The 21,017-nt window shown below is 36.2% G+C and carries 22 protein-coding genes; 14 read left to right on the plus strand and 8 right to left on the minus strand.

All coding sequences use genetic code 11. The features are described from left to right. Positions 1-173 precede the first annotated feature (173 nt). On the plus strand, positions 174-614 hold the full coding sequence (locus tag ACFOOI_RS19980; protein WP_379839859.1) for a thioredoxin family protein: 441 nt from the start codon (positions 174-176) through the stop codon (positions 612-614). Here the strand turns inward: ACFOOI_RS19980 and ACFOOI_RS19985 are convergent. From ACFOOI_RS19985 to ACFOOI_RS20005, 5 genes are read right to left on the minus strand one after another with little or no spacing between them, the layout of a single operon-like run. After that, complete coding sequence (locus ACFOOI_RS19985; protein ID WP_379839860.1) at positions 606-986, minus strand: co-chaperone GroES; 381 nt, start codon at positions 984-986, stop codon at positions 606-608. The genes ACFOOI_RS19980 and ACFOOI_RS19985 overlap by 9 nt on opposite strands. Further along, a complete protein-coding gene (locus ACFOOI_RS19990; RefSeq protein WP_379839861.1) occupies positions 983-2,077 on the minus strand; it encodes a D-TA family PLP-dependent enzyme in 1,095 nt (364 codons plus the stop codon). The genes ACFOOI_RS19985 and ACFOOI_RS19990 overlap by 4 nt, the downstream gene beginning before the upstream one ends. 34 nt (positions 2,078-2,111) lie before the next feature. Further along, positions 2,112-2,852 (minus strand): class I SAM-dependent DNA methyltransferase, encoded by a 741-nt coding sequence (locus ACFOOI_RS19995; protein WP_379839862.1) that lies wholly within the window; start codon positions 2,850-2,852, stop codon positions 2,112-2,114. A gap of 15 nt (positions 2,853-2,867) precedes the next feature. Continuing rightward, entirely contained in the window at positions 2,868-3,254 is a 387-nt protein-coding gene (gene gloA2 / locus ACFOOI_RS20000; protein WP_379839863.1) for an SMU1112c/YaeR family gloxylase I-like metalloprotein, read from the minus strand. After that, entirely contained in the window at positions 3,255-4,721 is a 1,467-nt protein-coding gene (locus ACFOOI_RS20005) for an NAD(P)H-hydrate dehydratase (protein ID WP_379839864.1), read from the minus strand. A 122-nt stretch (positions 4,722-4,843) separates the two neighbouring features. Between ACFOOI_RS20005 and ACFOOI_RS20010 the strand changes: the two genes are divergently transcribed. The 10 genes from ACFOOI_RS20010 (at position 4,844) to ACFOOI_RS20055 (ending at position 13,228) form a co-directional block, all read left to right on the plus strand. Further along, positions 4,844-5,557 carry a TIGR04283 family arsenosugar biosynthesis glycosyltransferase gene (locus ACFOOI_RS20010; RefSeq protein ID WP_379839865.1) on the plus strand — a complete coding sequence of 238 codons (714 nt, stop codon included), beginning with the start codon at positions 4,844-4,846 and terminating at the stop codon, positions 5,555-5,557. Positions 5,558-5,644: 87 nt separating this feature from the next. Continuing rightward, entirely contained in the window at positions 5,645-6,691 is a 1,047-nt protein-coding gene (locus ACFOOI_RS20015) for a VOC family protein (protein ID WP_379839866.1), read from the plus strand. Then, the gene (locus tag ACFOOI_RS20020; protein ID WP_379839867.1) at positions 6,691-7,461 is read left to right on the plus strand and encodes a HipA family kinase; all 771 of its coding nucleotides are present in this window, start codon (positions 6,691-6,693) and stop codon (positions 7,459-7,461) included. Before ACFOOI_RS20015 ends, ACFOOI_RS20020 begins: the two co-directional genes overlap by 1 nt. Next, entirely contained in the window at positions 7,439-7,822 is a 384-nt protein-coding gene (locus tag ACFOOI_RS20025) for a DUF3037 domain-containing protein (RefSeq protein ID WP_379839868.1), read from the plus strand. Before ACFOOI_RS20020 ends, ACFOOI_RS20025 begins: the two co-directional genes overlap by 23 nt. A gap of 291 nt (positions 7,823-8,113) precedes the next feature. Further along, positions 8,114-8,473: a 50S ribosomal protein L19 gene (gene rplS / locus ACFOOI_RS20030; RefSeq protein ID WP_379839869.1), complete on the plus strand. Its 360-nt coding sequence runs from the start codon at positions 8,114-8,116 to the stop codon at positions 8,471-8,473. Between the two features lie 97 nt (positions 8,474-8,570). Beyond that, the gene (gene dapF / locus ACFOOI_RS20035) at positions 8,571-9,341 is read left to right on the plus strand and encodes a diaminopimelate epimerase (RefSeq protein ID WP_379839870.1); all 771 of its coding nucleotides are present in this window, start codon (positions 8,571-8,573) and stop codon (positions 9,339-9,341) included. 214 nt (positions 9,342-9,555) lie between these two features. After that, a complete protein-coding gene (gene rho / locus ACFOOI_RS20040) occupies positions 9,556-11,307 on the plus strand; it encodes a transcription termination factor Rho (RefSeq protein WP_379839871.1) in 1,752 nt (583 codons plus the stop codon). 187 nt (positions 11,308-11,494) lie between these two features. Continuing rightward, positions 11,495-12,037, plus strand: coding sequence for an OmpA family protein (locus ACFOOI_RS20045; protein WP_379839872.1), 543 nt, complete (start codon positions 11,495-11,497; stop codon positions 12,035-12,037). Between the two features lie 25 nt (positions 12,038-12,062). Further along, the gene (locus ACFOOI_RS20050; protein ID WP_379839873.1) at positions 12,063-12,638 is read left to right on the plus strand and encodes a hypothetical protein; all 576 of its coding nucleotides are present in this window, start codon (positions 12,063-12,065) and stop codon (positions 12,636-12,638) included. A 71-nt stretch (positions 12,639-12,709) separates the two neighbouring features. Continuing rightward, positions 12,710-13,228: a KdsC family phosphatase gene (locus tag ACFOOI_RS20055; RefSeq protein WP_379839874.1), complete on the plus strand. Its 519-nt coding sequence runs from the start codon at positions 12,710-12,712 to the stop codon at positions 13,226-13,228. On the opposite strand, the gene treF is transcribed toward ACFOOI_RS20055, so the two are convergent. Beyond that, positions 13,214-14,692 carry an alpha,alpha-trehalase TreF gene (gene treF, locus ACFOOI_RS20060; protein WP_379839875.1) on the minus strand — a complete coding sequence of 493 codons (1,479 nt, stop codon included), beginning with the start codon at positions 14,690-14,692 and terminating at the stop codon, positions 13,214-13,216. The two genes, ACFOOI_RS20055 and treF, sit on opposite strands and share 15 nt — an antisense overlap. Continuing rightward, positions 14,689-15,918, minus strand: coding sequence for an MFS transporter (locus tag ACFOOI_RS20065; RefSeq protein ID WP_379839876.1), 1,230 nt, complete (start codon positions 15,916-15,918; stop codon positions 14,689-14,691). The genes treF and ACFOOI_RS20065 overlap by 4 nt, the downstream gene beginning before the upstream one ends. Before the next feature lie 209 nt (positions 15,919-16,127). Between ACFOOI_RS20065 and ACFOOI_RS20070 the strand changes: the two genes are divergently transcribed. Further along, positions 16,128-16,973 carry an AraC family transcriptional regulator gene (locus ACFOOI_RS20070; protein WP_379839877.1) on the plus strand — a complete coding sequence of 282 codons (846 nt, stop codon included), beginning with the start codon at positions 16,128-16,130 and terminating at the stop codon, positions 16,971-16,973. 144 nt (positions 16,974-17,117) lie between these two features. On the opposite strand, the gene ACFOOI_RS20075 is transcribed toward ACFOOI_RS20070, so the two are convergent. Beyond that, positions 17,118-18,011 (minus strand): hypothetical protein, encoded by an 894-nt coding sequence (locus tag ACFOOI_RS20075; RefSeq protein WP_379839878.1) that lies wholly within the window; start codon positions 18,009-18,011, stop codon positions 17,118-17,120. 163 nt (positions 18,012-18,174) lie between these two features. Here ACFOOI_RS20075 and ACFOOI_RS20080 point away from each other — a divergent pair, with 163 nt between their 5' ends. Then, on the plus strand, positions 18,175-18,843 hold the full coding sequence (locus ACFOOI_RS20080) for an FKBP-type peptidyl-prolyl cis-trans isomerase (RefSeq protein WP_379839879.1): 669 nt from the start codon (positions 18,175-18,177) through the stop codon (positions 18,841-18,843). A gap of 46 nt (positions 18,844-18,889) precedes the next feature. Continuing rightward, a complete protein-coding gene (locus ACFOOI_RS20085; RefSeq protein WP_379839880.1) occupies positions 18,890-20,968 on the plus strand; it encodes a carboxy terminal-processing peptidase in 2,079 nt (692 codons plus the stop codon). Positions 20,969-21,017: the final 49 nt, after the last annotated feature.

Here is a 21,017-nt window from a genome sequence, read left to right on the forward strand (position 1 = left end):
GTTTTTTGATTCGTATTAAAATAAAGTACAAATTTATTTATAAAAACCTTAAAACGACATTAAAACATAAATAATTAAACCATATCATTAATATAAGCAGGTATGATTTTTGCAATTAGCTTTTATGATTCGAATTCGCCATTTTTGGTTTCTATCATCTAAAACGATTTTGTATGAGAACTAGTTTTTTGTTTTTGTTTTTTTTAGGAAAAAGTATTTTGGGTTTCGCTCAGGAGCCAACTCAGATGCATTTTTACAAGATTCAAGACCAAAGTTTTGAAGCGGTAAAAGCTATTGCCCAAAAAGAAAATAAAATGATTTTTATGGATGTATACACGGTTTGGTGTGGGCCTTGTAAATTGATGGATAAAAATACATTTTCTGATCCAAAGGTTGCTGAGAAATTTAATGCAGAATTCGTAGCATACAAAGTAAATGCGGAAGATTTGGCAGGCAGAGCTTTAGCTCAAGAATACAAAGTATACGCATATCCTACCTATTTGTTTTTTAGTCCGGAAGGTGCACTTATAAATAGATTGGAAGGAGTTTTTCCTCCCAAAAATCTGATGGAAGAGGCTGATTATACCAAAGGGCTTTTGGCTAAATCAAAATAAATCTTCGGCTCGCTCCAATAGCATAATGGCTGTTTGAGGAATAATTACATACTTTTCTCCTTCGTATTGAATTTCGATGGCATGGCGTTGTAAATATATTGCCAAGTCTCCTTCTTCTGCCTGAAGCGGCATATATTTAACTTTTTCTTCCGTATTTTTCCAAGGTTCTTCTTCTTGACTAAATGACGGCAAAGGATACCCTGGACCTACTTTTACGATGTATCCCGACTGCACTTCTTCTTTTTCGGTGATGGTTGGCGGTAGGTATAAGCCCGTGTTTGTTTTGTCTTTGGGGTTTTTGGGTCTAATCAAGACTTTGTCGCCAACTACTATTAATTTCTTCAGTTTATTATCTTTTGAAACACCAATCATATTGTAATTTTTCTTTTTCGTCCTTCTATTTTCCAAGTGTCAATCCATTTACCGTTGGAAATGATGTGGGCCTCGTCGTATAAGTTTACGGTTGGGCAAACGTGATACGGCACTCCCAATATTATATCTCCAACTTTATGTTTATCCCAATTTTGGGTTTCAATGACACCGTGCTCCTCGCTTTGAGAAACCAACTTCAGATCGTCATGGTTCAAGAATCGAATTCTATTTTCAATCGGATTTTCTGATGCTACGGCTTTGTGGCCCATATCTACAGTTAAAACTCCGGTTTTGGGTTTAGAAATAATTCGCATCATGACCAAAGCTGCAAATTCAAAATTTTGTTCTGCAAATTTATCTCCATATCCCCAATCCCACAAAACACAAGTGCCCGGGCTCAGTGTTCGGTTAATTTCTGTAGCATGTGAAGTAAAAGCAGGCGTGCCACCTGCAATTATTTCTAAATCACCGATCTCGGTTTTTAAATCAGAAACAATCTTTAAAACTTCTTCCAGTCCTTGTTCTATTTTTTCTTTTCGGTCCGAAAACGCATCGTCTCTCACGTGTCCGTCGTAAATATGCAGTCCTTTTAAATCAATATTTTGTTTTTTTGAAGCAATTGTCAAAGCTGATTTTAACGCAGCATTTACTTCATGTCCCGACCTGTCCATGCCGTTGTTTATGTCGTAATATACATTTGCCGTGAGATCCTTTCTGCTAAACTTCTCAGATGTTTCATTAACTACTTCGGTACAATCCACTAAAGAAGAAAAAGTTGTATTTGGATATTTTTCAATCAAGGCTATCAGGCGGTCTATTTTTGGTCCAACCAATTGATGGGCAATAAGTACACGCTCGGCACCTGCTTTAGCGGCTAGTTCTGCTTCAGCAATAGTGGCCGACTTAAACTGTTTTATTCCTTTCGAAATCATAAAACGAACCACATTTTCCATTTTATTGGTCTTGATATGTGGCATCAGCCTTTCCACATTACCGGATATTTTAATCATTTCGGTAATATTTCCTTCTAGTTTATCTTTTAAAATCAAAAGAGAAGGAGAGTCTATTTGGCTAAGATTTGAAATGTCCATTTAGGTATTTTTTGTAAGTTTTGATAAGGTAAAATTAGATTTTTCTGGCGATATAAAAATCATCTTTCCATGCATAAGATTGCTTTGGGGTAATTTCTAAAAGCTCAAATCCGGAATAATTTAGAAATAATATAATTTCGTCTTTAGTAAATGCTCGAAGTGTTGCAAAGTCATCGCCGATGTTTTTAAAATGCCCATTTTCATCTTTTTTAAAATAAGAGGATTCCCAATCCCAAGTCCAGCCAGAGGCTAAATTTACAGTACTTTTGCTTATTCTTTTGTATTCGCTTTTTTTAAATTTTACTGCTAGTTCGTCTGTTTTAGGTTCTATAAAATCCCTGAATAGGGCAGATGCATCAATGGCGTCAAAAATTAATACCCCACCTGAGTTTAAGCCTAAGTAAATGTTGCGGAATGCATCCTTTATACTTTTGTTAGTGAGCAAGTAGCTAATTGTTCTACCTGTTATTAATACAGAATCAGACTTCCTGTTGAGTGCTAAATCGCAGATGTTTCCTTGCTGAAAATTTGCTGATGGTACTTTTTTTGCTGCAATATCGAGCATGTTTTGAGACAAGTCCACACCCAAATAGGTGTAGTTTTTTGCCACAAATCTTTTTGCCAAATTGCCTGTGCCACAGCCAATTTCAATCACGTCTTTTATATTGTTTTTGGTCAAAATTGAATCGTAAAACTCAAACTCGGCGTCATAATCAAATATGGTTTGATAGATTTCATCGTACACATTTGCAAGGTTTTTATAGAGGTTGCTCATCGTTTATGGGCTGTATTACTTTTCATAAATCTCAAGTGGCAAGTGGTCGGGGTCTTCAAAAAAAGTAAACCGCTTGCCCGTGTATTTGTCTATTCGAATATCTTCCACTTTTATTTGATGTGCCTCCAGTTCCTTTTTGGTTTCGGCTACATCGTCTACTTCAAATGCCAAATGCCTGAGTCCCGCGGCCTCAGGTCTGCTCGGTCTTTTTGGTGGATTAGGAAATGAGAAAAGCTCTATCACGTATTGACCATTTAAGGCCAGTTCTAACATGTAGCTTTCTCGCTGCTCTCTATACACTTCGTTTATTATCTCAAATCCCAAAATTTCGGTATAAAACCGTTTAGATTTCTGATAGTCTGTACAGATAATGGCGATATGGTGTACTTTATTTAGTTTCATTTATATAAAATTTTCTATAATATCACTTGCTATCATTGCCCTTTCGGAGCGTTTTGTGGCTGCCCTGTCTCCCGCAAGGCCGTGCTCATAAACGCCTTGAATAGCTGCTTCTTTAACTGAATAACCTTGTGCCAAAAAACCAAGAATAATACCCGTCAGTACATCTCCGCTTCCTGCAGTGCCCATGCCGGAGTTTCCGGTTGAGTTAAAATGAACTTCGCCAGAAGGTAAGGCCATTGCTGTGTAATGTCCTTTTAGACAAATGATTACTCCGTTTTTTATTGCAAAACCTTTCAGTAATTCTAGTTTTTCAAAATCATTTTCCCACAATTGGCCTATCAGGGTTTTAAATTCTTTTGGATGAGGCGTTAGGATGACATTTCGTGGCAAATATTTTAAGAGCGAAGGGTTTTCTCCTAATAAATTAATGGCGTCAGCGTCAATCACCAAAGGTGTATTTGTGGGAAAATTCAGAAGGAAGTTTTCAAATCCGTTCATATTTTTCGTTCCTATTCCCGGTCCAATTCCTACAGCATCGTATTTTTGTAATGTATCAGTATTCCAACTTTCAGAGAAACAAGATTTATTTTCGCTTTCTTGGCAAATAACCTCAGGTATACTTATTTGTAATATTTGGGCGGTATCCCTTGGGATGTGTGTCGTAATTTTGCCAACTCCCGAGCGTAGGCAAGCCTTTGAGGCAAGAACTGCTGCACCCATCATCCCTTTACTTCCAGCGATCAAAAGTGCATGGCCGAAGGTGCCTTTATGCCCAAATTGTTCGCGAGCCAAAGGTTTTATGTCCGCTTTTAGAGTGTAATGGTAATCTGTTTTTAATTCTGCTTTTTTTTGCTCCGAAAGCCCAATTGGAGCAATGTGAAGTTTTCCAACCCATTTGTCGTTTTCAGGCATCATAAAGGCCAGTTTAGGGCTTTCGAAAGATATGGTATGCGTAGCTTTTACAATGCTATGATTTTCAGATGAAGCATCAGGGAATAAACCAGAAGGGATATCTATGGCCACCACTTTGCTTTTGCTTTCATTTATGGCGGCTATGGTTTTTTGATAAATGCCCGTTGTAGGTCTATTTATGCCAAAGCCAAAAATAGCATCAATGATAATATCTGTTGGAGCTAATTTGAGTTCGGCGACATACTGCCATGGTATTTGCTGCTGATTTAGTCTTTCTAGGTTTATTTTAAAATCCGCACTTTCATTGCCGTTTATAATATCCACAAAAACCGTGTAGCCTTTCTGATGAAGTAGCCTTGCTACCGCCAAACCGTCTCCTCCATTGTTTCCAGTGCCACATATTATCCGAACAGATTCTTCAGCACCGAAAATTTCGGAGAAAATTTCAACAAATACAGATGCTGCCCTTTCCATTAGATCCACAGATGCGATTCCTTTCTCTTTAATGGTATATGCGTCTAAAAGGCGGAGTTGTTCGCTGTTGAATATTTTCATTTGGTTTTTAAAAGGCAACTTAATATTTAAAAAAAAGTAAAATTCTGAAATCCTTTTTTCAAAAATACTCGTTTTTTAGATTTGGCTAACAAAAAATCTCATCTAAATCGTATATTTCGATTATGCTAATAAGTATTGTTATTCCCACTTACAATGAAGAATCAAATATTTCCAAATTGCTAAATTCAATAAAAAGCAATTTTTCTGGAAGTATTAAAGAGGTTTTGGTGGTCGATTCCCCAAGTTCAAGCGATCAAATTCAGAATGTGGTTTCCTCCTTTTCTTTCGCTAAACTTTTGCAGGCACCCAAAGCAGGAAGAGCCGCTCAAATGAATTTTGGAGCATCTAAAGCCAGTGGCGATGTTTTGTATTTTGTGCATGCTGACGCGGTTTTACCAAATGGTTTTTTGATGGATATTCATAATGCTATTACTTTTGGGGCAGACATGGGCTGTTTTCGTTTTAGATTTGATTCGCCTCGTATTTTATTAAAAATCAACAGTTATTTTACCCGTTTTCCATTTCTGTGGTGTAGAGGCGGAGACCAAACACTCTTTGTCAAAAAAGAAGTGTACCATTCACTTTTAGGTTTCGATGAGTCGTATTGTATCATGGAAGAATATGATTTTTTTAGACGTGCTCAAGGGAAATATACATTTAAGGTTTTGGAAAATGAAGTCTTAGTTTCGGACAGAAAATACCAACTCAATTCGTATTTTAAAGTTCAGCTGGCAAACTTTAAGGCTATGCAGAGTTTCATGAAAGGACAAAAAAGCCCTGAAAAAATCAAAGAAGAATACGACAAAACGCTTAACTCCAACTATCAGATTTTATAGAATCTGTTCTTTTTCTATTATTCTACCATAAAATTCGCAGGTTTTCTTAATTTTGGGCGAAAATTCAGATCTAAATTTTGGTCCTATATGTCTAATAATGAAAATTTAATTTCAGGTATCCAGCAAGTGGGTATCGGTGTAAGCGATGCCTGGGAGTCGTTTAAGTGGTACAATGTAAACCTCGGTTTAAACGTGCCCGTGTTTGACGATGTGGCAGAAGCAAAGCTAATGGTAAACTATACCAAAGGCAATATTAGACAAAGAAGAGCCATTTTGGCGGTTAATATGGCCGGTGGAGGTGGAGCTGAAATTTGGGAGTCGAAAACCCCATTGCCTATTGCTGCTGATTCTGAGCCTCAATTGGGCGACTTGGGGATTTTTGCAGTTAAATTCAAAACCCATGATGTCCTCACTTTTGCAAAAGACCATAAACTTACTGTTTATAAAAATCCAGAAGAAAAACCCGTAGTTTGGCTAAAAGATAATTACGGCAATCAGCTACAAGTAGTAGATGATAACTCATGGTTTAAGTCAGGTGTTTCTAATGCAGGAGGTGTGCTAGGCGTAGTGTTGGGTGTTTCCGATATTGAAAAATCATTGGTTCTATACAAGGAACTTTTAGGGCTCACTACCGTGGTTTACGACAAAACCGGAACCTTCGGAGACTTAGAGCCATTGGCCGCAAATCAAAATACATTTAGAAGAGTATTGTTAAGGAAATCGCAGTCTACAGAAGGTGCTTTTTCTAAATTATTTGGAAACATAGAGTTAGAACTTGTTCAAAAAATAGACGGAAATGTAAAAACCATAATGGCAGGAAGAAGCTGGGGCGATCTTGGTTTTATTCACCTCTGTTTTGATGCCTTGGATATGGATAAACTTGGTCAAAAGCTAAAGTCAGGTGGTTTTCCTTTTGTAGTAGACAGTGCCAATTCGTTTGACATGGGCGATGCCGCAGGAAGGTTTACCTACATCGAAGATCCAGACGGTACCCTTATAGAGTTTGTGGAAACACATAAGGTGCCAGTTTTGAAAAAAATAGGTTGGTATATAAATTTACAAAAGCGAAAAACGCAAAAGCCACTTCCAAATTGGATGGTAAATACCCTTGGTTGGGGAAAAGTTAAATTCTGATGAATCCATTAAGGCAGGTAAATGTGGTACGTTATGTGGCTCCTTTGAGAGAAGGAGGTTCATTGCCGGGGATTGTAGAAGCCGACGATGGTTTCTTGTATGCACTCAAGTTTAGAGGAGCCGGGCAGGGCACCAAGGCCTTAGTTGCTGATTATATCGGAGCAGAACTAGCCAGAGAACTAGGGCTCAAAGTTCCAGAATTAGTTTTGGCAGACTTGGGCGAAGGGTTTGGCAGAACTGAACCCGACGAAGAAATACAAGACTTGTTGAAGTTTAGTGTAGGCAAAAACCTTGGCTTACATTATTTGTCTGGTTCTATAAGTTTCGATCCATTAGTTCATGAAGTTGAACCAGAATTAGCTGCGAAAATAGTTTGGTTAGATGCGTTTTTGATGAATATTGACCGTACGGCCAAAAATACTAACATGTTATTTTGGAACAAAGAGCTTTGGCTCATTGATCATGGAGCGTCTTTGTATTTTCATCATGCACCCGAAAACTGGGAAGACCAAGCTCAAAGGCCTTTTGCGGCAATCAAAGAGCACGTTTTGATATCAAAGGCAAGCAGTATTGCCGAAATGTCAGAAATGTTGACTCCAATAGTCACGCCTCAATTACTTGAAATGCTCGTTGATGGAATTCCAGATTCGTTTATAAATAAGCAAGACGGAGTTAATAAAGAATTATATAAAAGCTTTCTTTTAAAACGATTAGAAAGTATGTCCACTTTTGTAACCGAAGCTGAAAATGCAAGAAATGCACGTTTATGAATACGCCACGGTGCGTTTTTGTCCACGCGTGGAGCGGGCCGAGTTTATCAATCTGGGAGTAATCGTTTTTTGCAAATCACTTAAGTTTTTAAAGTTTGAGTTTTTTATAAACGAAGCCAAAGTTTTAGCTTTTAGTCCTGAAACTGATTTGTTAGAGTTACGAAATAACTTAATGTCTTTTGAGAATATATGTAAAGGAAGTCAAACGGGTGGGCCAATAGGTTGTCAAGATTTACCTTCCCGATTTAGGTGGTTAACAGCCAAAAGATCTACGATTTTGCAAGCATCAGAGGTGCATCCGGGCTATACCGATGATCCTCAAAAAACACTTCATAGGTTATTGGAAACTATGGTTCTGTGATTTTTTGGTCATAAAAGCACTTTCAGTTCTTGTAATAGAGCTGTATTTGTTATTATTCAAAAAAAAGCACCGCGTTTTTTTTAGTTAAAATACCTCTATTTGTACGCTCAGAACGAAATTAAAGTAGTTTTAGATTTTGGGTGAAAAAAATATGAGGAAAATTAAAAAAGTGGGTTTCAAATAAAATTAAATTTGATTATCTTTGCACCTCGATTTTCGTAAATGCCTCTTTTAGCCTAAAAGAAGCCGCTTTGCAATTAAAATATTTATTTATAAAAATTTATTTTTTCAATGGACTTAATTAAATTTGTAGAGTCGGAGTTCAGTAACAAGCGTTCTGACTTACCTGAATTCAAGGCAGGAGACACTGTTAATGTATACGTAAAAATCTTTGAAGGAAACAAAGAGCGTATTCAGTTATACCAAGGAGTAGTAATTCAGAGAAAGAATTACGGAACCACTGGTGAAACTTTCACTGTTCGTAAAATCTCTAACGGTGTTGGAGTAGAAAGAATTTTCCCTGTATTATCACCAAATATCGATAAGATTGAGGTCCTAAGAAGAGGTAAAGTTCGTCGTGCTAAACTTTATTACCTAAGAGGTAAGCATGGTAAAGCAGCAAGAATTAAAGAATTAAAGCCTACTAAATAATTTAGGCAAAGATTTTAAGTAATAGCTTTTTCATAATTTGTAAAAAACGTCATCTCCCTGAGATGACTTTTTTTTTAATATTTTTTGTTATCACTTTATGGGTACTTTTTTTAAATATCAAGGCACAGGAAATGACTTCGTTATGATCGACAACAGATTAAACGATATCAGTCTTTCTGAATCACAAATAGAGCACCTTTGTCACCGCCGTTTCGGAATTGGTGCCGATGGGCTTATTATTATTGAAAATGCAGATGGCTATGATTTTCGCATGAAATATTACAACGCAGACGGCAAAGAAGGCTCAATGTGTGGCAATGGTGGTCGCTGTGCGGTTAAGTTTGCTTCAGACCTTGGTGTCTTTTCGGGTTCTACGAGTTTTATAGCCGTAGATGGCCCACATGAAGCATCTATCGAAAACGATATAGTTTCATTGGGCATGATAGACGTAAGCGGAGTTGAAACCCTAGAGCAAGCTTGGTTTTTAAACACGGGCTCGCCTCACTACATCGCTTTTGAAAAATCACTTGAAACCAAAAATGTTAAAGATGCAGGGGCTGAAATACGCTATGCAGATTTTTGGGTAAACAGAGGCGGCACAAATGTGAACTTTGTGGAACAAATAGGCGAAAACGAAATATTTGTCCGGACATACGAAAGGGGAGTAGAAGATGAAACCTACTCGTGTGGAACTGGAGTTACTGCTGCAGCATTAATTTCAAATTTAGAAAAAGGTCTAAGTTCGCCAATAAAAATTAAAACACTGGGAGGCAACCTTTCGGTTGGTTTTGCTAACCCTTCGGGCCATAACTTTACCAATATCGAGCTAAAAGGACCTGCAATTAGAGTTTTTGAAGGTGTTTTTTGATAAATTTTACATTAATTGAAAATATTTTTGTACGCTTAAAAAATAATGCGTAAAATTGTTCCTGAAATCATAACAGCTACAATGATTTCTTCAGTTTCGTTTCAATTCGAAATCAATCTCTACCAAAAAAAATAAGATTATTTCAAACTATTTCATTTAACATTTAGTGTAATCAGTGTGTCCAACCTACCTTTTGTTTTTAATCAATTAATTTATGTATAATCAAGAAGATTTAAAAGTTAAACTTCTGTCAGAACTAAAAAGTATCGCTACCGAAAAGGGAATCGAACTAGAAAAAGGGCTATCGAAGTCAGTATTAATTATCAAGATATTAGAAAATCAGGCAAAAAACTCAAGTGAGTCTGTAGCTGAAAGCAAACCAAAAGCTAAAAAAGTACCTAATAAATCAGAAGATTCTAAAAATACGCCAACTCCAAAGGCAAAGGAAGATTCAAATGATGAATCAAATTCGAAAACTTCAACTGGTAAGGTTAGAAAAAGAATAACAAGGGTAGTGGCAGACGCTGCACCAAACTTTGAGGCAGTTGCGGCACAGCCAGTAGAAAGTAAAGCTTTGGATATACCCGAAGAAGTACAAAATAAAATTGCTCAAAATAGAAACAAAAAGTCAAACGATCCATTTGCAGACGAAATGTTGCTAGCCGGCATTGAGGTAGCTGAAGAAGTTGACCTTTCTGACTTAGACGATGAAATACCTGAAATATCGGATGAAGATTTAGGCCTTTCAGGAAATGAGCCAGTTTCGAAAGAACAAGCTCAAGAAGCAAAAAGAAAAGAAGATTATTCTAAAAATATAAAACGTCAGTTTAATACACTCGTAAAAGAGTTTGACGGCCTAATAGAAAATATAGGTGTATTAGAAATTATGAGTGAAGGTAGCTACGGATTCCTTCGTTCGGCTGATTATAACTACCTAGCCAGCCCAGACGATATTTATGTATCGCCTTCTCAAATAAAACTTTTTGGATTAAAAACTGGAGATACCGTTAAAGGGTCTATCAGACCACCGAAAGACGGAGAGAAATATTTTGCTCTCCTAAAAGTGCTTTCGGTTAATGGTAAAACTACCGAAGAAATAAGAGACAGGATTCCTTTTGAATATCTAACACCACTTTTTCCTCAAGAAAAACTTAATTTGAGTACACGTTCTGATATTATGTCTACCCGTGTTTTAGATTTGTTTTCACCTATAGGTAAAGGACAAAGGGGGATGATAGTGGCCCAACCGAAAACGGGTAAAACGGTTCTACTTAAAGAGATTGCAAACGCGATCACGATAAATCACCCAGAAGTTTACTTGATTATTTTGCTTATTGATGAACGTCCGGAAGAGGTTACAGATATGCAACGTAGCGTAAGAGCGGAGGTTATTTCTTCTACTTTTGACGAAACTGCAGATAAGCACGTTAAAGTTTCTGGAATGGTGCTTGAAAAAGCTAAGAGGTTAGTAGAGTCAGGTCACGACGTGGTAATATTGTTAGACTCAATCACACGTTTAGCAAGAGCTTATAACACAGTAATGCCATCTTCTGGTAAAATACTTTCAGGTGGTGTGGATGCAAATGCTCTTCACAAACCAAAGAGATTCTTTGGAGCGGCTCGTAAAATAGAAAACGGTGGTTCATTAACTATTGTGGCTACAGCTCTAATAGACACAGGGTCGAAAATGGATGAAGTAATCTTTGAAGAGTTTAAGGGTACAGGTAACATGGAGCTTCAGTTAGATCGTAGATTGGCTAACAAACGCGTGTTCCCATCTATCGATATTTTAACTTCAGGAACACGTAGAGAAGACCTTCTTATGGATAGAGACGAACTGCAAAGAGTTTGGTTGCTTCGTAAGTACATGGCCGATATGAACCCTATGGAAACTATGGAGTTTTTACTCGACAAAATGAAAGGAACCAAAACCAACCAAGAGTTCTTGTCGACAATGAATAAGTAAGGATTTGATTATTAAGTCTATATGAAGGAAAGGCCCATTAATTGGGTCTTTTTTTTTGTTTTTTTTAGAAATTTTAAATTTTTCTGTTACTTTTTTTTGATTTCTGAATCTTAATTATTGTAATACGCAAATTTTGTTTTTATTTGTTAGAAATTTATCCATTAATTTATTAACCCCTACTTTAATCATGAACAGATTTATTATTCCTATTGTGATTTTACTAGGATCCCTTCTTTACAGTTGGTTTTGGAATTGTTACAGAAAACCAGAGTGCTCAGGCATGATGCAACCTACGGCAATTGAACAAACTATGACGCCAGCCATGGCAGATACCATTACAGTTGTAGAGGATACAGTCCAAGTAGAACTGACACCCGAAGAAAAAGTACTTTTCGAACCATTAGATGTTTATTTTGAAAGCGGAAAGTCAACTATAACTCGCACAGCCGAATTAGAAAATTTCCTAAAAACTGCAAAAGCATATTTGGAGAAAAATCCGGAAGCAAAGCTAAGTTTAACAGGGCACACCGACAGTGACGGATCAGAAGCGACAAACAATCCACTCTCTTTAAAAAGAGCCGGCATTGTAAAAAATATATTAGTAACCGATGGATTTTCTCCTGATAATCTTGAGACTTTTGGTAAAGGAGAAAGTGAGCCTATCGCTGACGAAAGTACTCCTGATGGTAAAGCAAAGAACCGTCGTGTGTCTATCCGATTAATGAAATAATAAACTATAATAATACGTAAATAACATGGAAAATATTAAATGTCTTATAAATAACTTCCCTTTGGATATATTCTTGTTGGCACTTTTGTTAGGCTTGCTACTTTGGTGGTTATTAAACAAAATATTGGGAGATAGATTTAAGTCGCACTCAGTAGAGCTGCAAGACAGAATCAATTTCCTAGAAGGAGAATTAGATGCATGTAGAAAATCAAAAGTATCTGCTAAAGCCTCTGGTGGCTTAGACCTAGGCAGTGCTGCTGCAGGTGCTGTTGCTGCCGCTGCCGTTACGGCTGCTCCTGTAGCATCTTTTGCCGCTCCGGCTCCCAAACCAGCTCCAAGTAGTAAAAAAGATGACCTAAAGATAGTAGAAGGAATCGGGCCTAAAATAGAAGAGCTTTGTAACAAAGCAGGCATATTTACTTTTGCTCAACTAGCTGATACCTCAGCGGAAACTATTAAAGAAATACTTGAAAGTGCAGGGTCGAGATTCCAGATGCATGACCCAACCACTTGGCCAAAGCAAGCTGAATATGCGAGAGATGAAAAATGGGATGAACTAAAAAAATGGCAAGACGAGCTTGATAAAGGAAGGCCAGCATAATAATATAATAGAAAGAAAAGCGAGGTTTGGCCTCGCTTTTTTTGTATACTTGCACCCCAAAACCCTTATAGATGGATATTAGATTAAGAAGTAGACTTGCAAATATTACAACTTTTGTTTTTGATGTAGACGGAGTTTTTACCGACGCCACATTAATTGTAAGCGAAAACGATGTTCTGCGTACTTTTAACGTTAGAGATGGCTATGCTATTCAAATGGCACTAAAACAAGGTTATAACATTGCGGTTATCACAGGTGGTAAACAACAATCTATTGCCACTCGCTTACACGGATTAGGTATTAAAGATGTTTTCTTGAATGCCGGTACCGACCAAAAACTGGAAGTGTATAATGGCTATTTAGAAAAAAACAATATCGAAGCAGCCCATACTGTTTTTGTTGGTGACGATATTCCTGATTACCTGGTTATGAAATATACTGAAACTCTTGCTGCATGCCCTTTTGATGCCGTTGAAGAAGTTCAGTCCATAGCAGATTACATCTCCGACAAATGTGGAGGCGATGGCGTAGTAAGAGACGTAATAGAGCTTGTTATGAAAGCACAAGACAAGTGGTTAAAGGTTTTTTGATTTTAAATCTAAAAATACCCCATTTGTCCAGCCAAAACCATCTTGATTTGGATATTCACCACCTCCAGTTTCGCTATCAGTAGTTGCAACATTGTACTTTTCTGTAAACTTGCCTTCATTTATATAAACCGAGGTGTTTAGTGCTAACCAGTTATCCGATACTTTTTTAGCAAGGTCATTTTGTTTATATTTTAAAAGTCCTTTTATGGATAACCATTGGAGTGGAGCCCAACCGTTTGGGCTGTCCCACTGCTGCCCACTTTCTGATAGTGTGGTAACTAAGCCTCCTGGTTTTAAAAACTTTTCTTGCAATATCTGAGCTACACTTTGGGCTTGATTTGTAGTGGCAACCTCAAAAAACAAAGGAAAAACTCCTGCTAATGTTAAACTAGTGCTTTGACTATTTGATTTTATATTATAATCAAAGAAAAATTGTTTCTCCTCATTCCAGAAGTACTTCAATATGGCCGATTTTCTTGTTGCTGCTAAGTGTTCATATTTTGCCTTTTCGGTTTCATCTTCGCTTAATTCGCTAATGTATTTCTCCAAATTATACAAGAGGCAGTTTAAGTCAACCGGAAGTAACTCTGTAGTTTTTATTGTTGCCAAATCCATAGGGTCCTCAAGCCAGCGGCTACTAAAATCCCAACCCGATTCGCAAGCAGCCCTTAGATTTAAAAATAATTCCTCGGGTGAATCTGCTTTTTCTGATAAGTGTACGTCCTCTTCATAAGACTCAGGTCGAGGGCTGGGGTCATTATCGAAATACCTGTTTAAAATCGTTCCATCATTAAGTTTCACAACTCTTTCAATGGCGGTAGCTGTACTTAAGCTTTCTTGATTTTTCATCCAAAAAGCATATTCTTTTTTTAGTTGAGGTAAAAAATCGATGGCTTTTAATTTACCATCAAAAGTCTCTAGTAAGGCCACCATCAAAGCAAAAAATGGAGGCTGTGATCTACTTAAAAAATAGGTCCTGTTTCCGTTGGGTATAAACCCATAGGTGTCTATTAGGAAGCCAAAGTTGGCAATCATGTCTTCTACCTTTTGGAATTTTTTTGAAACAATGAGCCCAAGCATTGTAAAATAACTATCCCAGTAATAAACCTCTTGGAATCGCCCTCCGGGAACCACAAAGCCGTGAGGCATTGAAATATAAGTAGTATTCGACTTACCTTTTTTAACTTCCAAACTTAGATGTTTCCACAGTTGATGCAGGTGGTCTTCAGGTTTTAAACTTTCGTCAGAAGTGTAGCTCGTTGCGTTATTTTCGGGGATATAAAAATTTTCATTTAAAAATAAGGGCAAAGAGAAATTCTCGTTTTCTTTTTGGTCAAAAAAAACATCTACTATTTTTCCAATTGATTTTTTTGGTTCTAAATCTGGGAATGTTTTTGAATCTGCGAAATAGCCTGAAAGTTGAATTTCCTTAAAGAAATCAGGGAAGTCTAATACTGTTTTCATGATGAAGTTTTTTGTTTGTTAATGATGGATTTAATCCTTAAAACAAATAATATGAGTAAGCCGATAGGTATAGTTAAAAAATAAAATGCTTTTACACCATCTAAGTTTTCAAAAAGTGTCCCCACTATTCGTGAACCGATAGTGCCGCCCAATGCTGAGAAAATAATAATAAGACCGGACATGGCAGCGTGTAGTTTTTTAGGCAAACTACTTAACACAGCTGAGTTAAGTAATGGGTAAATTGGGGCAATGAATAAGCCAATTAGAGGCAACACAAATCCTAAAAATGGAACCTCAGAGAGCGACTCAATAACTTTTACATCGCCCGTGATTTTTAGTTGGGGCAATACCCAAAACAGTATAATGATTGAGATGATTGAGCATGCTATCACGATAGATGACCATGAAATTTTTTTAGTTAGCCATCCGGCCAAAAACCTTCCGATAGCCAATGATATGGCTAAAATAGAGGCCATCTGTACACTTAGTTTTTCAGAGAATGAAAATATCTTTTGGTTAAACCTTGGGAGCCAAGTCATGATGCCTTGCTCAATCATCACAAAGAAGAAAGCGGAGCCTACAAATATTAGTACCAAAGGTAAAATTATCAATTGGAAAGAAGCCTTTAAGTCTTCAAGTGCTGAGCTTTGGCTAACTTCGGCTGAGGTTTTTAAATCTGAAAAAGCTAAAAACAAAAAAGAGATAAATATAAAAACACAAAGAAATAAGTACACATTTAGCCACTGATTCGTGTCTGTTTGGCTATAAAAAAAAGGAAATAAAAAGTAAGCACTTGCTATTCCCACCATAAAAAAGCCTTCAATTGAACTCATCAGAGCGGTGTGTTCTTTTTGGGTATCGGTTATTTCGCCAATTAAACTATACACGCAAAGCTTTATTAATGCGAAACTCACGCCGATGCTTAAAAATAATAACTTAGCCGATAAAAAAGAATTACCAAAATACATACCCAGGCAACCAAAAAAAACGATTCCTAGGCCTATCATCATGGCTTTTTTGTACCCGAACTTTGGCAAGAATGAGGCAATGAAAAAAGAAACGATTGCAATGGGTAAATCCTTAAATGCTTCTAAAATAGACGCGTTTCCTTCTGTAACACCGTAAACATTTATCGATTTAGAGATTACAATTCCCACCGAGTTGAGTAAGATGGCAAATACAAAGTAATTGAGATATAAGGATGTTTTGATCTGCCAGTTTTTCATGTTTTTAGTTTTTAAGGCCAATATATAAGGAATAATATTGGAAAGGGTTGAATGTGAGTTAAATAAAAAATAGAGCGAAAAAACTCGCTCTATTGTCTATCATAGGTTAGTAAGTATAAAGTCAATTAGAATAATACAAAGTTATATATGTATTTCTATATTTTTTGTTTTATATTTATGCAATATTTTAACTGAGTTAATAAAATCGAATGAAATTAGAGTTTGAGAAAATTGTTCCCGACAAAGGGTCATCGATGAGAGTGTTACATCATAGAGTTACCGCTGATCAATTTGAGTGGAGTTACCACTACCACCCTGAGGTGGAGTTAATATTAGTTTTAGAAGGAAATGGCCGTAGGCACGTAGGAAGTCATGTGAGTTACTATGATTCCGGCGACTTGGTTTTGATTGGATCCAATTTGCCGCATTCGGGTTTTGGATATGGTGCCACCGATATCCACGAAGAAATAGTGATTCAATTTAAGGCAGATTTGTTTGAAAAAGAGATACCAGAATGGCAGGATATCCAAAACTTACTAATAAAAAGTCTTGTTGGTATTAGTTTTTCGAAAAAAACGAAGAATGCAGCTATTCAATATTTTCAAGAAATACTGACTTTAAACGGCTTGGCCAAATTTCATAAACTTCAAGAATTGTTAGCTTTTCTTGCAAAACAAAATGGAGTAGCCTTAAACCAATCAATCAATAAACACGAAAGATACCTGAAAGGACAAGTTAGAGTTGTTAAAATTTTCGATTTCGTAGAAAATCATTTTAATGAAGATATTAATACAAATCATATTGCCGAATTAGTAAACATGACTTTGCCTGCGTTTTGTCTATATTTCAAAAAGCAGTTTAAAGTTACTTTTACCGACTTTTTGATGGAATATAGAATAAACCAAGCCTGCAAGATGCTCCTTGAGCATAAACCAGTTTCAGAAGTGGCATTTAACTGCGGATTTAATTCACTATCTTATTTTAGCAGGACATTTAAGCTTTTTAAACAAATGTCGCCCTCTAGTTACGTGAGGTTGTATAAATCAAATGAATAGAATGATTGTTTGATTTCGGTGATTTTGTGTTTTTAGAAGCATAATTTTTCAGCATAAGTTATAGGAGGCTGATTTTATTAAGCAAAAAAAGGTTAGCCTGTTTAAATAAAACAAACTAACCAATCAATAATTTTCAATAAGAACTTACCCTAAGTTTTTTCTGAATTTGCTTGATACAGGTATCAACTCATTAAATCGTGCTATCGCCACCTCAAATCCGCGTGCATTTCCTGTGATTTTGTGAATTGCATTTGTGTTTATATACAATCCTTTATTAAGCGATACAAATTGCGGGTGGTCTTTCAGTTCGTCTAGTACCTTTTTTTCGTCTATGTTTACCTCTGATTTGTCCACACCTAAGATGTTTTGGTAAAAGAATTCAGTTTGATTTTTACCTACTTTCGCATAAATTAATTGATTTGGCACCAAACTAAGTGTTTGGCCACTTCCTTCAAAAGCTAAAATTTTAAGAGGGTTATTTCCTGAAATAACTTCTTTACCTGATAAGTCGCTTGTTAAATCTTCCGCCTTTCTTTTAAATTTACTTGTGTGCATTCCTTCTTGAAGAAAAACAAATAATAAAAGAGGCAGAATACTAAACCCTAATACTTTAATATAGTCTAATGGTAGTTCTAAGTTTGCAATGCCTTGGCTATTAATATAATAAAATGAAATGCCGGCAATTGACGCAACCATTAAAAACGATTGAATAAACTGCTTACCGAGTGTCCAATCAAGTTCATTGTAAAAAGATTTCAGAACAATTGGGAAGAAAAACTGCAAAACTAGCATGCATGCAAAAGCCAATAATCCCAAAATTATGATATGCATATTGGCTTCAGAGTCTGTTTCTAAACCAAAAGGTTTAAAAATATATAAGCCACCAAAAACAATAGAGGCTATGGCTACTGAATGAATAAATCCTCTTATTTGGAGTGTTGAACTATGATAAGGGCTTTTGAGTTTATTAGCAAAACTTACGAGAATGTTTTTAACAGATAGTATTATTGTCAAAGGAAACTTTAATATGCTTGTCATTAAGGAAATTAATTTTTTCATGTATTTGCGAATTCAAAAATTATACCACAAAATTTTTGGGTCGATATTTGTTAATGGTATTGTTAAATTTGTTAAAATATTTACGTTTTTTTGTGCAAGTTGCGTATTTAACGTTATAATTTAAAATTCTTAAAATAAAAGTATGAAAATTTCAATAAAATTAGTTTTTACCACGCTTTTTTTAACCTTTAGTCAAATATCATTTGGTCAAGTGACTTTAAAAAATTCTTTGGATTCTTTGAGTTACGCAATCGGAATTAATGTTGGGGATAATATTAGAAATCAGAAGATTAACGCGAATGTAGAAGTTTTGGCAAAGGCCATTAAAGACGCCATCGCAAATAATAAATCAGTAATGAGCTCTGACGTTAGTGGGGCTTTTATTCAATCTTATTTTCAAAAGGCCGCAAATAAAGTGGGCGATGAAAATAAAAAGACAGGAGATGCGTTTTTAATTGCAAACAAAACCAAGACGGGTGTAACTACACTTCCTAGTGGTTTGCAGTACAAAATACTTAAAATGGTAGACGGGCCTAAGCCAACTGCTACTGACAAAGTAAAAGTACATTACCACGGAACACTTATTGACGGTACAGTTTTTGATAGCTCGGTTAATAGAGGTGAACCCGCAACTTTTGGAGTTACACAAGTTATTAAAGGATGGGTTGAGGCTTTGCAACTGATGACTGTTGGGTCAAAATGGACTGTTTATGTACCGTCGGATTTAGCTTATGGAACTCAAGGACCTCCTTCTATTGGCCCTAATCAAGTGTTGATTTTTGATATTGAATTGTTAGAAATAGTAAAATAACCAGCCAGTTTTCTTATATTTAGACTATTGGTTAAAATCTAATTAAATGAAGAAAAGAATTTTAATTTCGTTATTGTGGGTAGGAAGCGTTGCAGCTTTTGCTCAAAACGATGCCCCAAAATATAGTTACGACAACCTTGAACCTACGGCTTCACAGTCAAAGGTAGAGGCTTTTGTTACTCAGTTTTTGAACAATTATCACTACAAGAAATTTTTGGTAAACGATTCCCTTTCTGCCAAGGTTTGGGACAATTTCATAGAAAACGTAGACGGTTCAAAAGCGTATTTTACAAAACAAGAAATTGATGGCTTTGAAAAATACAGATACACCATCGATGAGTCTTTGTTAACCGGTAATCTGTCGGCCCCATTTGATGTTTTCAATGCTTACAGAACAAAGTATAAGCAGCGACATGCCTATATAAAGAACTTCTTAAGTAAGCCACTTGACTTCACTACAAACGAAACCTATGAAGTAAATAGGTCAAAAGCTCCTTGGGCAACTTCGGAAAAAGAATTAGATAAAATTTGGGATAAAATTATATTAAGCCAAGCTTTAGGATTAAAGCTTTCAGGAACTTCAGACAGTGCAATCGTATCTATTTTAAATAAGAGATACGATATGTATGAGTCACGCGTATTAAAGTGGAGATCAGAAGATATATTTCAAACTTTTGTAAACTCATTTACTGAGATTATTGACCCGCATACTTCATTTATGATTCCTAGTACTGCGGCTCAGTTTAATATTGAGATGAGCCAGTCGCTAGAGGGTATAGGTGCTACGCTTAAAAACGAAGGCGATTATGTAATGATAGTAGATGTAGTGCCAGGTGGCCCATTGTTTAAAAATGGGAATGGAGCCAAAAATGATTATATCTTGGCAGTTGCTCAGGGAGATGATGGTGAGTTTCAGGACATAATAGGATGGTTGACAGACGATGCAGTTAAACTAATAAGAGGTAAGAAAGGAACAATAGTAAGACTTAAGCTTTTACCACAAGATTCTCCCGTGGGAACTGAACCAAAAATATTAAGAATAGAAAGAGAGAAAATTAAATTAGAAGAGGCCGTTGCCAAATCTGAGGTTATTGATTTCAAACACGAAAAGAAAACATATAAAATTGGAGTAATAGATATCCCGATGTTCTATAGAGATTTTGAATATGCTAGAAAAGGGGGGGATTTTCAAAGTACCACAAAAGACGTTAAGCAGTTTTTAATTGATTTCGAAGAAAAGGGTGTTGACGGAGTATTAATAGACTTGAGAAATAACGGTGGAGGTTCATTGACAGAAGCCATTAACCTTACAGGTTTGTTTATTACAGAAGGTCCAGTAGTGCAAAGACGCACAGGCAGAGGCAAAGTTGACGTAGAGTCAGATACTGATAAAGAATTGGTTTATAACGGTCCTTTAATGATTTTACAAAATCGTTTTAGTGCTTCGGCTTCGGAGATTTTTGCTGGGGCTATTCAAGACTACAAAAGAGGATTGATAGTAGGTGAAAGATCGTACGGGAAAGGTACAGTTCAGCAGTTGGTAGACCTTGATCAGTTTTTGAACTCACCGAGACAGGCGTCTAGAAATAAAAATGGTGTTGGAGCTAATTCAGGTTCTTCAAACATGGGTTTTGAAGAGAAAGAGCGTTTTGGTCAGTTGAAATTAACTACTGAGAAGTTTTACAGAATTACTGGAAATAGTACTCAACTTAAAGGAGTAGAGCCTGACATTTCATTACCTTCACCTTTTAGCCCTGACGAAAACGGTGAAAGTTCTCAGCCAACAGCTTTGCCTTACGATGAGGTGGAAAAGGCAAACTTTGTAAAAGTTAATTCTATAAATGACAAATTGGTTTCTAAACTAAACGGGAAGTTTCAAAGTAGACTCAAGTCTGATCCAGAACTTATTGATTTGGTAGATGAGTTGAATGAGTACAAATTATTGAAAGATAAAAATGAATACTCATTAAATTACGAAGTTAGAAAGAAGGAAAAGGAAGAATCTGAAAAGAGAAGAACTGCGATGAAGAAATTGAACAAAGCAAAAGATTCTGAAAAGGAAAATGACATTTATCTTACTGAATCAGAAAGAATATTATGTGAGTTGATTTCAGGTTCGAAATAAGAAAATGAACCGAGAATGGTAAAAAGTAAAAGCTCAACGAAAGTTGAGC

The sequence above is a fragment of the Lacihabitans lacunae genome, from assembly GCF_042649125.1.
Lineage (GTDB): Bacteria > Bacteroidota > Bacteroidia > Cytophagales > Spirosomataceae > Leadbetterella > Leadbetterella lacunae.